Raw genomic sequence first — 12,925 nt, forward strand, 5'->3', positions numbered from 1 at the left:
GGTTTGCTTATGCAAACGGTTTATATAAAAATTAATTGTTTTAATAGGATGATTTTACTTTTCTGATGTCTTCAATGCGTTTTTCGGCTATTTTATTGGCAGCGCTAATGGTTGGAATGTTTTCGGCCTTTGACAGCTTTAACACATTGCGCGTAGCCTCATAAATATTTTCTGTAAGCTGTAAGGTACGCTTTTTATTGAAATTCATCAACTCCGAATAACCGGTAATAATACCACCCGCGTTGATCACATAATCGGGGGCAAAGAGAACCCCTTTATCAAGCAACATTTGCCCGTGCACACTCTCGTCAAGCAGTTGGTTATTGGCCGAACCTGCAATAATGCCGCATTTTAATTTAGCAATGGTTTGATCATTTACTGTACCGCCCATAGCGCAGGGGGCGTAAATATCGGCATCGATATCAAAAATATTATTATTTGATACCGGTTGCGCACCATACTTTTTAGAGATCTGGCTTACGCGTTCCTCATTAATATCGCTGGCGTAAACTTTTACATTTTCGTCCCTAAGCAGGCGTACCAGGTTTTCGCCCACATGGCCAATGCCCTGTACAATAACCGATTTGCCTGTTAAGCTGTCGCTGCCGTACATTTCCCTAACACAAGCCTTAATGCCCATCAAAACGCCCAGCGCTGTTATTGGCGAAGGGTCACCGCTGCCGCCGATGTTTTCAGGAGCGCCGGTAACATGGTTGGTTTCCATTTTAATGTACTCCATATCGCGGGGGTTGGTGCCTACGTCTTCAGCAGCGATAAATTCGCCGTTAAGGTTTTTGATAAACCGGCCAAATTTACGCAGTAAAGCTTCGTTTTTGTCCTGGCGCGAATCGCCGATGATCACCGAATAGCCGCCGCCAAGGTTAAGGCCCGCTATCGCTGCTTTATAGGTCATGCTTTTGGCTAAACGCAACACATCGTTAAGGGCATCACCTTCGGTTTTATAGGCCCACATACGTACGCCGCCAAAAGCAGGGCCAAGCGTTGTATTATGGATTGCGATAATAGCTTTCAGATGGGTATCAGGATCGGTACAAAAAACAACTTTCTTATGCCCGAAAGCGTCAAGCTGGTTAAATATGGATTCCGGTGGATGTTGTTCAGGCATTAGTACTATAAGTAAATGTCTTTAAGCGCACAAAAGTAGAGGTTTTTTTTAATACTGGCAAAGATATTAAGTTGGGAGTGCGTATGAAATATCTATTATATTAAAGCTAAAAGCAGAATGCGCAAAGCTGAAAGCTAATAAAATCAGCACAGGGCTGGTATTTTTAATTTAAGTTAACTGTGATATTTTATTTATAAACTCAGCTAAAGATATTGTATGATCGGGGGTTACCGGTTGAATTGTTCGTATAACCATAACCGTGTTGATGATCTCTATCACAAAATCTTTGTACATCATTTCAACAAGGATCTTCCTAAAAGCTTTAGTCATGGCCGCTTTAGCTTTCTCTCTGTCGTTAGCAACAACGTAGAAAAGATTGCTGAAGACCCTGTCATCATTAAATTTAAGTTCAACGGGGTGGATTATCTCTAATATCTTATCAGTAAATGTTTCTCTTCTGATTAATATCCTACCGAAGTCTGATTTTAAATCGGCAAAAGCCCATACCTGGTATTTATCATACTGGGTAACCTGGCCTCCTTTACCACCCCGGCCGCCCATACTATTTTGGTAGCTAAATTTGACAAAGTTTAAATAACAATTCACCGAAGGATGGTTGATAAGTAAAGTACCTCCTAACCTTGCGCCCGGAATGTTATTAAATATTTCAAATTTGTTGATGAACTGTTCGGATTGATCAGGCACGCCGATTTTGAATTTTATTTTAAGCTCTTTGTAGGTATCTTCAAGTAATTGTATCTCTTCAGCATCAATCGCGACAGTATCGAACAGGAAATTTTTCAATTTTATAATTATTATTTGTAGGAAATAACGAAAACGATTAACACTTGCTTTGTGCGTATACTAACAAAGATATTAAGTTAAGAGCATGTATGAAATGATTATTAAATAAGTATGAACGGCCGTTAGCGGAATATTTAAGTTTTATGATTACAGTAAGATTATAAAAACAAATTTTGAATTTGAGACATTTGTCTGTATATTGGTAGACATTATGGCAAAGGTAGCTAATCACCCAAAGAAAATAAATATAGCAGATCTGGAGATTGGATCGCCGGACGCATGGTATGTTTTTTCTTTTCTTTTCCCGCATGAGTATCTTAAAGCCCACCTGAAGTGTGATATGGATAGTAATATAATTGATTGTATCAGGGATGGGATACCGAGATTGGCTATTGATAGCATTTTAGAAAAAACAAATGTTTCCAGGGCTCAGCTTTCTAATATACTTCATATCAGTACCAGGCAGCTTAACCGCTATGGGCAGGATGACCGCTTATCGCCCGAACAATCAAACTTTCTTTATGAGTTTACGCGTATCTATACCCGCGGGCTTGATATTTTAGGTGATGCAGCTACTGTTGATAAATGGCTGATGCGCCCAAATATGGCCCTGGGAGATAAGCAACCTTTAGAACTGCTGGATACCAGTGAAGGTTTGAGGATGGTAAACGATCTGCTTTCGCAAATTGAATACGGGTTTTATTCATGATCCTTTATCGTATTACCAGGGAAAAGTACGCTCATGATTTGTCGGGCAGGGGAGGCTTGTTGTCGTCAGCCCGCTGGCATGATCATATCCCTGTGATATATACCTCTTTTAATTCATCAACGGCCATCCTGGAAGTATTGGTTCACCTGCAACCCGAAGAAATTCGTAACGACCTTGTGGTCATGAGTATTATAGTACCTGATACAACCCTTAGTGAAGAATTGGATATTGCTCAACTGCCTGCCGGCTGGAACAGTTATCCTGCACCAGCCATGTTGAAAAGGATAGGTAATGCCTGGCTCACATCAAAAAGCGCAGCGCTGCTTTATATTCCAAGTGTTATTGATCCGCTGGCTAAGAACGTGCTGATAAATCCGATGCACCCAGATGCTGTCTTGTTGAAAATTGATGAGGTAAGGCCTTTTACTTTTGATAAACGATTGATTAAAAAAGATTGATCATACTGACATGATCCTGTCAGTGTTCAACTTTTAAAAAACGGGTGTTCAACTTTTTACTTCTTGATTTTGTAACTGATTGATTATTAGGATGTGTGTGTTCAATTGGACTTTTAAGGGCGTTTGTGTTGTTTGTAATATATTGATTATCAATGGTGTTTATTTTAGAAAAATACGCAAGTGTTTACACTTTTAAAAATTGAACACCGGCGAGATAGTAACGGATATATCAATGTAATATTCTTACATCCGGCCGACTTTTCCATTCCATCACTCTCCCCAAATTTTAATACTTTTGATCATCATGTCAGGATTTGCGGACTTTTCCGACTTCCCGACTTCCGGACTATCATAAATGAAAGACCTCGCATACCTTAATAAATTCTTTTACAAATACCGCTGGCGGCTTATCCCGGGCGTGTTGTTTGTAATTATATCCAATGTTTTTGGTGTGCTACCGGCGCAGGTTATCCGAGTGGCGTTCGATCTTGTTACCGAAAACATAGGGGCCTACCAGCTTTTTTCGGGTTTCGACAGGCAGAGTTTTATTTATGATATTTTCGGTACCAGTTTGTTCCTGTTTGGTACGCTGGTATTGGTACTGGCCTTGCTTAGGGGCCTGTTCCTGTTTTTTATGAGGCAAACCATCATCCTCATGTCCCGCCATATCGAGTACGATTTAAAGAACGAGATCTATAATCACTACCAGGAACTGTCACTGGCCTTTTACCGCCGCCACAATACCGGTGATCTGATGAACCGGGTAACCGAGGATGTTAGCCGTGTGCGCATGTACCTTGGGCCGGGTATTATGTACTCCATCAATACCGTAGTATTGTTTGTTATGGTAATATATGCCATGCTTACGGTTAATGTACAACTGGCTGTTTTTTCGGTGTTGCCATTGCCTATTTTGGCCGGTGTTATTTACTATGTAAACAATATTATCAATCATCGCAGCGAGATGATCCAGGAAAGGCTGTCGGGCTTATCCAGCTTTGTGCAGGAAAACTTTTCGGGCATCAGGGTGATCAAATCATATGTACGCGAAAGCTTTGTGCGCGAAAACTTTGCCAAGGAGAGTGAAGACTATAAAGTGCACTCCATGGAACTGGCTAAAGTACAAGCCCTGTTTTTCCCGATCATGCTATTACTTGTGGGTTTGGCCAATGTGATAACCATGTACGTTGGCGGGGTAGAAGTAATAAAAGGTAACATTACTCCCGGTAATATCGCCGAGTTTATTGTGTACCTCAATATGCTTTCATTCCCGGTTATTTCATTGGGCTGGGTAACCTCTTTGGTGCAGCGTGCCGCGGCTTCCCAAAAACGCATCAATGAGTTCTTACACCAAAAGCCAGAGATCATTTCGCCAATTGCCGAAAAACATCATGTTAAAGGATTAATTAAATTTGATGATGTTTCGTTCATTTATCCCGATACCGGCATCCAGGCTTTAAAGAATGTTTCGTTTACCGTAGAGCCAGGGCAGATGCTGGCAATTATAGGTCGTACGGGTTCGGGTAAATCAACCATCGCCAACCTGGTGATGCGTATGTACGATACTACAGGCGGGGAGATCACCATTGACGGTCGGTCGATAAAATCGCTTGGCCTCGAAAACTATCGCTCGCAGATTGGTTTTGTACCGCAGGAGGTTTTCCTGTTTTCGGATACCATTGCCAATAACATTGCTTTCAGCGCCGACGTGCTGGATCTGCCCGTTGTTGAGCAGGCGGCTAAAGATGCCGCGGTATACAATAATATCATTGAGCTGGAAGATGGTTTTACTACCCTTATTGGAGAGCGCGGTGTTACCTTATCTGGCGGGCAAAAACAGCGTGTGTCTATTGCGCGTGCCATATTTAAGCATCCGCAGGTTTTGATCTTTGACGATTGTCTTTCGGCAGTTGATACCCGCACGGAAGAGGAGATCTTGAATAACCTTGGCCGGGTAATGCAGGATAAAACAAGCATCATCATAGCCCACCGCATTTCCACCATAAAAAATGCCGACAAGATCCTGGTAATGGATAACGGCCAAATTGTTGAGCAGGGTAACCATGCGTACCTCATGCAGCTTAAAGGCACCTACTTTGAGCTTTACGAAAAACAATTACTGGAAGAAGAGCAGGACGCGTAACAGCCTTCTCTTTGCTAAGGCAGTTTCCAGGAAAGCACCCTCACAACCTTTCTCTTTTCATAGCCCTGTCTTTAAACGATCATGTACACAAAAAAATGACACTTTTGTTTCAAAAAAATCAATAATAACGAATAAAATACTTGTACTTTGAAAATTTATTTATATTTATGCCAACCAAAACTAATTACAGGTAAATATATATGGGAGATTTTGACAATAGAGAGCGTGAAGAGGTTTATTCAAAGAAGGTGAGAGCTGGGAAGCGGACCTATTTTTTTGATGTAAAAGCAACCCGTTCAAACGATTATTATGTTACTATTACTGAAAGCAAAAAGCGTTTGGAAGATGGGGTGTTTGTAAAACACAAGATCTTTTTATATAAGGAAGATTTCGAAAAGTTTGCCGAAGGTTTGAAGGATACTATCGACTACATTAAATCAAACCAGGAGGTAGTTGAAAAACGCTATGAGTACAGCGAAAACCCTGAAATTGCCAGGGCATCTGCCGACGAAGACTTTTCGTTCGAGATCTAACAACAGAACAATACTAAACTAAAATAATTAAGCCCTGCATCTTATTAAGAGGCAGGGCTTTTTGCGTATGTGGTATTCAAGGCAGGGTTATAGTAATATCCCCCGCATAAATAATACCGCTATGGTAAAGTATATGATCAACCCGGTAACGTCAACCAAAGTAGCTACAAAAGGCGCTGATGATGTAGCGGGGTCGGCACCGAGTTTTTTTAGCAGTAACGGCAGCATCGAGCCCGATAATGATCCCCATAAAACAATACCGATAAGAGATGCGCCTACTGTAAAGCCAACCAGCATCCAATGCGGGCCGTAAATATTGCTGAACATGCTCCAGGCTGCTATGCGTAAAAAGCCTATTAAACCTAAACAAACACCAAGCATTAAACCCGAAAGAATTTCCCTGCGCATAACCCGCCACCAGTCGGTAACGGTAACTTCGCCCAGTGCCATGGCCTGAATAATAAGGGTTGATGCCTGCGAGCCGCTGTTACCACCGCTCGAAATAATTAATGGAATAAAATAGGCCAGTACTACTACTTTGGATATTTCATCGCCAAAATAGCCCATGGCTGTGGCGGTAAGCATTTCGCCCAAAAATAAAATGATGAGCCAGCCAACGCGTTTTTTAACAAGTTTAAAAAGATTGATGTCCAAATAAGGTTCATCCAGTGCTTCGGTACCGCCTATTTTCTGGATATCTTCGGTATATTCTTCGTTAGCTATCCAAAGGATGTCGTCAACTGTTACTATGCCAAGCAATACGTCATTATTATCAACAACCGGCAGGGCGGTGCGGTTATTCATCCTGAAAACGTTGATGGCTTCTTCCTGCGGATCACTTGCGCTAAGGGAAATCAAACGACCATCCATTAGTTCGCTTACTTTGGTTTCGGGCTTTACCAATAAGATCTCACGGATCCGGATGTCATCAAGTAAAACACCGTGTTCATCAATTACATAGATGACATCGATGGTCTCTGAGTTTTTACCATACCGGCGAATGTGCGAAAGTACCCGGCTTACGTCCCAGGTGCGTTTAACGGCAATATAATCGGGCGTCATTAAACGACCAACGCTCTCTTCTTCGTAACCTAAAAGTTTTAAAGCTTCCTCGCGGTTTTCGCGTGAAAGTTTTTGGATAAGTTTTTGAACGGCGTCACCATGCAATTCGCTGAAAAGTGACGTACGGTCGTCAGGAGGGAGTTCGTTGATCAGATCTTCAAGCTTTTGACCCGAAAGTTTTTTGATGATCCGCTCTTGCACAGGGAATTCAAGGATGCGGAACACGTTAACCGCGCGGTTAAGCGAAAGGGTTTCGATGAATTTTGGGCCATGTTCAGGAAGTTCACCAATCAGTTCTTCAACATCCGATATGTTAAGGTTGTTCAAATATTCCTGTAATTGGGTATCGTCTTGTTTTTCCAGCAACAATTCTATTTGCTCAACCATTTCTTCCATATATAGGCCCTCCTCTTTTACATCGGTGTATTAATATTTAGCTTCTTTTTTCCGAGCGCAAAAGTCGTTTATTTTTTCAAATTATAAGGCAAAATTTTCTGTTATCTTTGCGCTTTTTAAAGTGAGTGGTTTATTAGGTTAAATGGTTGAGTAGTTTACCGAAATCAAAACTTAATCAACCCAATCAACCATTCACCCAATCAACTAAAAACACAAAAATGGGTTTACAATGTGGTATAGTAGGTTTGCCGAATGTGGGTAAATCGACACTTTTTAATTGCTTATCAAATGCAAAGGCACAGGCGGCTAACTTTCCGTTTTGTACCATTGAGCCAAACGTGGGTGTAATTACGGTGCCGGATGAGCGCTTAACAAAGCTTACCGAAATAGTACAGCCAAAATCAATTGTACCAAACGTTATAGAGATAGTTGATATTGCCGGCTTGGTTAAAGGGGCCAGCAAAGGCGAAGGTTTAGGTAACCAGTTTTTGGCCAATATTCGCGCTACCAATGCTATCATCCACGTATTACGTTGCTTTGATAACGATAATGTGATCCATGTTGATGGCTCGGTTGACCCAATCCGCGACAAAGAAATCATTGATACTGAACTGCAGCTAAAGGACCTTGAATCTATAGAGAAAAAGATTCAGAAGGTTGAAAAGATGGCTAAAACCGGCGGCGACAAAGAGGCTAAAAAAACCTTTGATGTTTTAACCGTTTATAAAAATCACCTGCTGGAAGGTAAGTCGGCCCGTACTGCACCTGTTGAGGAAGAAGATAAAGAATATGTAGCCGACCTTTGGCTGCTTACCGCCAAACCGGTATTATATGTTTGTAATGTTGATGAAGGTTCGGTAAGTACCGGTAATGCTTATGTTGAAAAAGTAAAAGCAGCTGTTAAAGATGAAAATGCCGAAGTGCTGATCATCTCAGCTCAGATTGAATCTGAAATTTCACAACTGGAAACCTATGAAGAACGCCAGATGTTTTTGGATGACCTTGGTCTTACCGAATCGGGTGTTAACAAGCTGATCAAAGCTGCTTATCGGTTATTAAACCTGGCTACCTATTTTACGGCCGGTGTACAGGAAGTACGTGCCTGGACTATTACCCAGGGTTTCACCGCACCACAGGCGGCAGGCGTGATCCATACCGATTTTGAAAAAGGGTTTATCCGTGCCGAGGTTATTAAATACGATGACTTTGTGAAATTCAACGGCGTTGAAGCTACCATAAAAGAAAATGGCAAGCTGGGCGTTGAAGGTAAAACCTACATTGTGCAGGATGGCGACATTATGCACTTCAGGTTTAACGTGTAGGGAATATACCCAAGGCGGCAAGAGTCAGGAATTAAGATAATAAAAAAAAGCCAGAAAAGAGGTTGGGTGTTGATTCCCGTTTCTTTTCTGGTTTTTTTAAAATCAGCACTCTATCAGCTCTTAAAAACATATAAATGAAGCGTCATTGCGAGGTACGAAGCAATCCCCGACTTTACAGGGCGGATTTGCTTCCGTGCGATTGCTTCGTTCCTCGCAATGACGTTTTTTAGTTATACGATTTATTGTATTACTTAAGGCAGTACATACTTCCTGTTTCTTGTCTCCTGAATCTTGATTTCTTGACTCTACCTCAGCGGTTACACCGCTGAGGGTGCTACCCCATAAGCTTTTTTAAAGGCGAAGGAAAAGTGGGAGAGGTCTTTAAAGCCTACATCCATATATACATCCGATACTTTGTGCTTCTTTTCCTTGATAAGGAAGTAGGCGTCCTTCAATCGCTGCTGCTGGATCCACCGGTTAGGTGATATATTAAAGATCCGTTCAAAATCGCGCTTAAAAGTAGCAAGGCTGCGACCTGTTAAGTAAGCAAAGCGGTTAAGGTCGACATTAAAGCGGTAGTTTTGGGCCATGAAGGCCTCCAGGTCTATTTTGCCGGGTTCGCTGAAATCAAAGAGGATATTTTTGAGTTCGGGGTTTGTTTCCAGCAAAATCATTACAGCTTCCTTAACCTTGTGCAGGGTAAGTGCCGGGCTAATTTCGTCGCTGCTTTTATCCATATACGGGGCTAACGACCCGATGTAATTGCTGAACAAGTCGTTTGGCCTTAAGAATAAGGCGCTTTCACCTGTATACGGGCCATCCGCATGCAAATCAAGTTCGGCACTCATACTTTGCAGCGTAGTCTGATCCATACCGATGGTGATGGTTTTAAACTCGCCGCCTGCGGGTGGATGCTTTACAAATTTTGCCAGTTCGTTCCGTTTCAAAAAACGGTAGTCGCCCTGTTTAAAATAATAGTTTTTACCGTTGACATAAAGCTCCGAATCGCCGGAGAGGATATAGCCGAATACATGGTCGGCAATAAATTGCTCGCCAGCTCGGCTTACTTGCGAGTAACAGGAATAAAGTATCCGCGGCGACGTTTTTGTATTTGGCACAGGCATGTTGTTCAAATTTAATAATAAAGAAAGACTTACGAAGTTTCAAGAGCTTCGTAAGTCTGATATATCCCGGGGAACATGTCCCCACAACCGAAATTATATTATGCTTTTTGAGCGGTTATTGATTTCCCAAATTCTGTATTCAGAAAATCTTCCGCTTCGGCATGATCAGTTGAAGTTGTAACAGGGAGCCATTTTTCAAATTCGGCCTTGCGTGCTTCATCGGCAGCTTTTAATAAGCCAGCGGCTTCGCTGCCCAATATAAGGTGCACAGGAGGCTCCGGATGTTCAACCAGATCAACTATTGCTTTCGCTGCTTTTTTGGGGTCGCCTACAGGAATAAATTTGCCGCTCGATAAATAATCGGCACGCGCGTCAACAGTTTGTTCATAGCCTTCAACCTTTGGTGCGTAGCTCATCGAGTCGCCGGCCCAATCGGTACGGAAACCCCCAGGCTCAACGCTGGTAACCAGTATGTCAAGTGGCTTTACTTCTTTAGCTAAAGCTTCGGCGAAGCCGCTAAGACCAAACTTAGCTGCCTGGTACATGCTTAAACCTGCATTACCAACGCGACCACCAACCGAGCTGATCTGTAAAATACGGCCCGAACGTTGTTTGCGCATATAAGGCAATACCGCGCGGGTGATCTCGATGGGGGCATATAAATTCGTTTCCAGTTGACTGCGTACCTGCTCATCAGTAAACGCTTCGGCTGCACCAATGATCCCGAAACCGGCATTGTTTACCAATACATCAATTTTGCCAAAGTGGGCTACCGCGTCGGCAACGGCTTTATATACTGCCGGGTAATCGGTAACATCTAATTTTATCGGATATACCTGACCGGGATATTGATCAGCCAGATCTTTCAATTGTTCGGGGTTACGTGCTGTTGCTGCAACATTATCGCCTGCTGCTAAAACTGCTTCTGTAAGGCTGCGGCCTAATCCGCGGGCGCTGCCTGTTATAAACCATACTTTTTTCATAGTGTTATCTTTCTTTTTGATAACACAAAGTTAGGTTGAAAGGCGGCGCGGCGTTTTGTTAAAAAGCTCAAGTTGCTTTGTTGAAAAGGTCGAGCTGCAGGTTTTGGTCGTCAGGTATCGGATAAAGAAGTTATATTAGTAGATAGAGAAAGAATAATAAATGATATGGTATCTAAACAGTTAGAATATATTGATAACGGTCGTGAAGGGTACGTTATTTATAGGGATGGAGATATTAAGTTGCAGTTTCTGTACGAGTTAGCTGCCGGCAGGCACGTTGCATTGGTATATATTCCGACAACGGAAAGTTGGTTTGAAAAAACAGGGATACCTACTAATAACCGGCATCAGGTAATTGAATTTATAGCCCGCCAGGTAATAAAAGATCGGGCACCCGATGCGACTTATGAATTATATGATGATTGTATAAGTCTGTTACAAGAAACCGATTAGTAAACTATAAGCTCTTAATGTTGATAATAATAATTGCCCCAATATGCGAGCGGGTTCATTAGCTCGTTTTATCAGGGCAATCCCAAAATCCTACAAATCACGGTTAAAAGAAGCTGCTCATCTTATCCATATATTCCTCAATAGGCATCGAGCTGCGCATGTTCATTAGCACGTTGCCCATATTACCTATCACCGTACGGAACTTGTTGCTTTTGCCGGTGGCAAGATCATCAATAGCATTAACAATCAACATCGGATCATCAAGCTGTGATTCATCGCGTGAGCCCATCAGGTTTTGCAGTTTGCTGGTAAGTTCATTGTACGCGGTTATATCCGGGTTTTGGTTCCAAACTACGCTTTCAACAAAGTTGTTTCCTTTTGATCCGCCTTGCTCTATCAGTCTTAAATGAATATTAAGCGGTTTTAGCTCGTAATATAGTCCTTCTGTAAGGCCTTCTAATGCAAATTTCGACATGTTGTACAGTGAGCCAAGTGGTACGGCCGAAGTGATACCCATAAAAGAGCTGATGTTGATGAACATACCTCCTTCGTTTTCCCTGAAATGAGGCAGGAAGGCACGGATGATATTAATAGGACCGCGGGCATTTACCGCAAACTGCCAGTCGATATCTTCTTCTTTGGCAAGTTCCAGTGCACCGTAAGTACCCATACCTGCATTGTTCACCACAATATCAATTTTACCGAAAGCGGCTATCGCTTGTTCTGTTGCTGTTTTTACCTGTTCAAGGTTGGTTACATCCAGTTTAAATATTTTGATATTAGGATATTGTGTTAGTTCGGTTTCCTTTTCGGGTGTACGCATGGTGGCGGCTACATTCCAGCCTTGTTGTGCAAAATGTTTAGCGGTTAATTTGCCCAGTCCGCTGCTTGTTCCGGTTATAAAAACTGTTTTTGACATGGTATTTTATTTTTTGATGCAAAAGTATGTTATAATTGGTATAATTTTGTAACCAGTTACACAGAGTATACCAGTATGGAAGAGGGAATAACGTCACACCAACGTAATCATGCCGATGAGCGGCAGGCTTTACAAGACACCATGTATGTTATTGGCGGTAAATGGACGCTGCCAATCATTAATTCTATTTGCAACGGAAACAAACGTTTCAGAGAAATTGAGCGGAGCATCCCCGGTATTACCACGCGCATGTTATCGCGCGAGCTGAAAACCATGGAGATGAATAAGCTTGTTAAGCGTACAGTAACGCCAACTTTACCGGTATTGATCGAGTATGAATCGACAGAGTATTGCCGGAGTTTTGGCGGCATCATTTTAGAAATGATAAAATGGGGCAAGGAGCACAGGGAAATGCTGCGCAAGGCTGATAAATAGTAGTTGTAGGGCATAAACAAAGAATTAGACGCCGTATCAACTCACCCCGACATCGCTGCGCTTGTCACCGCTCTCTACGCAAGCGTAAAGAAGGGCGATTTATTTATATTTTTCTTACCCTCTTTATCCGAAGGATAGAGAGGGTGGTCCAGCGAAGCGTAGACCGGGTGAGTCAACTATGCGCCATGCCGTTTTCTTTAACAGCCTTTTATAGCCTATTACTCTTACGAGACGACTTGAAAGCTTTTTGGCTTTCCTTCACTGTCATTCCCCATTGTAAAAGTTAAGTTATCTTTAACGGTCGTCCGTTATTAAAAACTATTTTCACCCGGTAATGAAACATCATACCCAATTAACCTGCAAAGGCCTTTTCCTTTTGGTTTTTATATTTTTAATTGCACCGGCTCCGGCACAAAAAAGGCAATTGCCCAATATTATTTTTGTACTGGCCGATGATA

Annotated in this window: 13 protein-coding genes; 7 read left to right on the forward strand and 6 right to left on the reverse strand. The window is 42.2% G+C overall.

Features of this window, described 5'->3' with window-relative positions:
- Window positions 1-40: 40 nt before the first annotated feature.
- Together ABIC84_RS16160 and ABIC84_RS16165 are read right to left on the reverse strand one after the other, a co-directional pair.
- The gene (locus ABIC84_RS16160; RefSeq protein WP_426585503.1) at window positions 41-1,126 is read right to left on the reverse strand and encodes a Glu/Leu/Phe/Val family dehydrogenase; all 1,086 of its coding nucleotides are present in this window, start codon (window positions 1,124-1,126) and stop codon (window positions 41-43) included.
- A 168-nt stretch (window positions 1,127-1,294) separates the two neighbouring features.
- Window positions 1,295-1,930 (reverse strand): hypothetical protein, encoded by a 636-nt coding sequence (locus ABIC84_RS16165; RefSeq protein ID WP_429264224.1) that lies wholly within the window; start codon window positions 1,928-1,930, stop codon window positions 1,295-1,297.
- A gap of 211 nt (window positions 1,931-2,141) precedes the next feature.
- Between ABIC84_RS16165 and parS the strand changes: the two genes are divergently transcribed.
- The 4 genes from parS to ABIC84_RS16185 all read left to right on the forward strand — a co-directional run bounded on the left by parS (window position 2,142) and on the right by ABIC84_RS16185 (window position 5,773).
- The gene (gene parS / locus ABIC84_RS16170; protein ID WP_429264225.1) at window positions 2,142-2,639 is read left to right on the forward strand and encodes a type II RES/Xre toxin-antitoxin system antitoxin; all 498 of its coding nucleotides are present in this window, start codon (window positions 2,142-2,144) and stop codon (window positions 2,637-2,639) included.
- On the forward strand, window positions 2,636-3,097 hold the full coding sequence (locus tag ABIC84_RS16175; RefSeq protein WP_429264226.1) for an RES family NAD+ phosphorylase: 462 nt from the start codon (window positions 2,636-2,638) through the stop codon (window positions 3,095-3,097). The genes parS and ABIC84_RS16175 overlap by 4 nt, the downstream gene beginning before the upstream one ends.
- A gap of 355 nt (window positions 3,098-3,452) precedes the next feature.
- Window positions 3,453-5,240: an ABC transporter ATP-binding protein gene (locus ABIC84_RS16180; protein WP_429264227.1), complete on the forward strand. Its 1,788-nt coding sequence runs from the start codon at window positions 3,453-3,455 to the stop codon at window positions 5,238-5,240.
- Window positions 5,241-5,440: 200 nt separating this feature from the next.
- Window positions 5,441-5,773, forward strand: a complete 333-nt coding sequence (locus tag ABIC84_RS16185; protein WP_090528014.1) for a DUF3276 family protein — start codon at window positions 5,441-5,443, stop codon at window positions 5,771-5,773.
- Window positions 5,774-5,860: 87 nt separating this feature from the next.
- Here ABIC84_RS16185 and mgtE read toward each other — a convergent pair whose 3' ends face one another.
- Window positions 5,861-7,231, reverse strand: a complete 1,371-nt coding sequence (mgtE, locus tag ABIC84_RS16190) for a magnesium transporter (RefSeq protein ID WP_426585512.1) — start codon at window positions 7,229-7,231, stop codon at window positions 5,861-5,863.
- Between the two features lie 218 nt (window positions 7,232-7,449).
- Here mgtE and ychF point away from each other — a divergent pair, with 218 nt between their 5' ends.
- The gene (ychF, locus tag ABIC84_RS16195) at window positions 7,450-8,553 is read left to right on the forward strand and encodes a redox-regulated ATPase YchF (RefSeq protein ID WP_426585514.1); all 1,104 of its coding nucleotides are present in this window, start codon (window positions 7,450-7,452) and stop codon (window positions 8,551-8,553) included.
- A 317-nt stretch (window positions 8,554-8,870) separates the two neighbouring features.
- On the opposite strand, the gene ABIC84_RS16200 is transcribed toward ychF, so the two are convergent.
- On the reverse strand, window positions 8,871-9,677 hold the full coding sequence (locus tag ABIC84_RS16200) for a helix-turn-helix domain-containing protein (protein ID WP_429264228.1): 807 nt from the start codon (window positions 9,675-9,677) through the stop codon (window positions 8,871-8,873).
- 98 nt (window positions 9,678-9,775) lie between these two features.
- Window positions 9,776-10,660: an oxidoreductase gene (locus ABIC84_RS16205; RefSeq protein ID WP_429264229.1), complete on the reverse strand. Its 885-nt coding sequence runs from the start codon at window positions 10,658-10,660 to the stop codon at window positions 9,776-9,778.
- Window positions 10,661-10,825: 165 nt separating this feature from the next.
- On the opposite strand from ABIC84_RS16205, the gene ABIC84_RS16210 reads away from it, so the two are divergent.
- Window positions 10,826-11,113 (forward strand): hypothetical protein, encoded by a 288-nt coding sequence (locus ABIC84_RS16210; RefSeq protein WP_090527999.1) that lies wholly within the window; start codon window positions 10,826-10,828, stop codon window positions 11,111-11,113.
- 103 nt (window positions 11,114-11,216) lie between these two features.
- Here ABIC84_RS16210 and ABIC84_RS16215 read toward each other — a convergent pair whose 3' ends face one another.
- Window positions 11,217-12,032, reverse strand: coding sequence for an SDR family oxidoreductase (locus ABIC84_RS16215; RefSeq protein ID WP_429264230.1), 816 nt, complete (start codon window positions 12,030-12,032; stop codon window positions 11,217-11,219).
- A gap of 75 nt (window positions 12,033-12,107) precedes the next feature.
- On the opposite strand from ABIC84_RS16215, the gene ABIC84_RS16220 reads away from it, so the two are divergent.
- On the forward strand, window positions 12,108-12,467 hold the full coding sequence (locus ABIC84_RS16220) for a winged helix-turn-helix transcriptional regulator (protein ID WP_429264231.1): 360 nt from the start codon (window positions 12,108-12,110) through the stop codon (window positions 12,465-12,467).
- The last annotated feature ends 458 nt before the right edge of the window (window positions 12,468-12,925 follow it).

The sequence above is a fragment of the Mucilaginibacter sp. 3215 genome (genome assembly GCF_050433785.1).
GTDB lineage: Bacteria > Bacteroidota > Bacteroidia > Sphingobacteriales > Sphingobacteriaceae > Mucilaginibacter.

What these genes read in the sequence shown, in the direction of transcription:
- ABIC84_RS16160 (WP_426585503.1), bottom strand. Translation starts at nt 1,126, where the DNA reads ATGCCTGAACAACATCCACCGGAATCCATATTTAACCAGCTTGACGCT.
- parS (WP_429264225.1), top strand. Translation starts at nt 2,142, where the DNA reads ATGGCAAAGGTAGCTAATCACCCAAAGAAAATAAATATAGCAGATCTG.
- ABIC84_RS16175 (WP_429264226.1), top strand. Translation starts at nt 2,636, where the DNA reads ATGATCCTTTATCGTATTACCAGGGAAAAGTACGCTCATGATTTGTCG.
- ABIC84_RS16180 (WP_429264227.1), top strand. Translation starts at nt 3,453, where the DNA reads ATGAAAGACCTCGCATACCTTAATAAATTCTTTTACAAATACCGCTGG.
- ABIC84_RS16185 (WP_090528014.1), top strand. Translation starts at nt 5,441, where the DNA reads ATGGGAGATTTTGACAATAGAGAGCGTGAAGAGGTTTATTCAAAGAAG.
- mgtE (WP_426585512.1), bottom strand. Translation starts at nt 7,231, where the DNA reads ATGGAAGAAATGGTTGAGCAAATAGAATTGTTGCTGGAAAAACAAGAC.
- ychF (WP_426585514.1), top strand. Translation starts at nt 7,450, where the DNA reads ATGGGTTTACAATGTGGTATAGTAGGTTTGCCGAATGTGGGTAAATCG.
- ABIC84_RS16200 (WP_429264228.1), bottom strand. Translation starts at nt 9,677, where the DNA reads ATGCCTGTGCCAAATACAAAAACGTCGCCGCGGATACTTTATTCCTGT.
- ABIC84_RS16205 (WP_429264229.1), bottom strand. Translation starts at nt 10,660, where the DNA reads ATGAAAAAAGTATGGTTTATAACAGGCAGCGCCCGCGGATTAGGCCGC.
- ABIC84_RS16210 (WP_090527999.1), top strand. Translation starts at nt 10,826, where the DNA reads ATGGTATCTAAACAGTTAGAATATATTGATAACGGTCGTGAAGGGTAC.
- ABIC84_RS16215 (WP_429264230.1), bottom strand. Translation starts at nt 12,032, where the DNA reads ATGTCAAAAACAGTTTTTATAACCGGAACAAGCAGCGGACTGGGCAAA.
- ABIC84_RS16220 (WP_429264231.1), top strand. Translation starts at nt 12,108, where the DNA reads ATGGAAGAGGGAATAACGTCACACCAACGTAATCATGCCGATGAGCGG.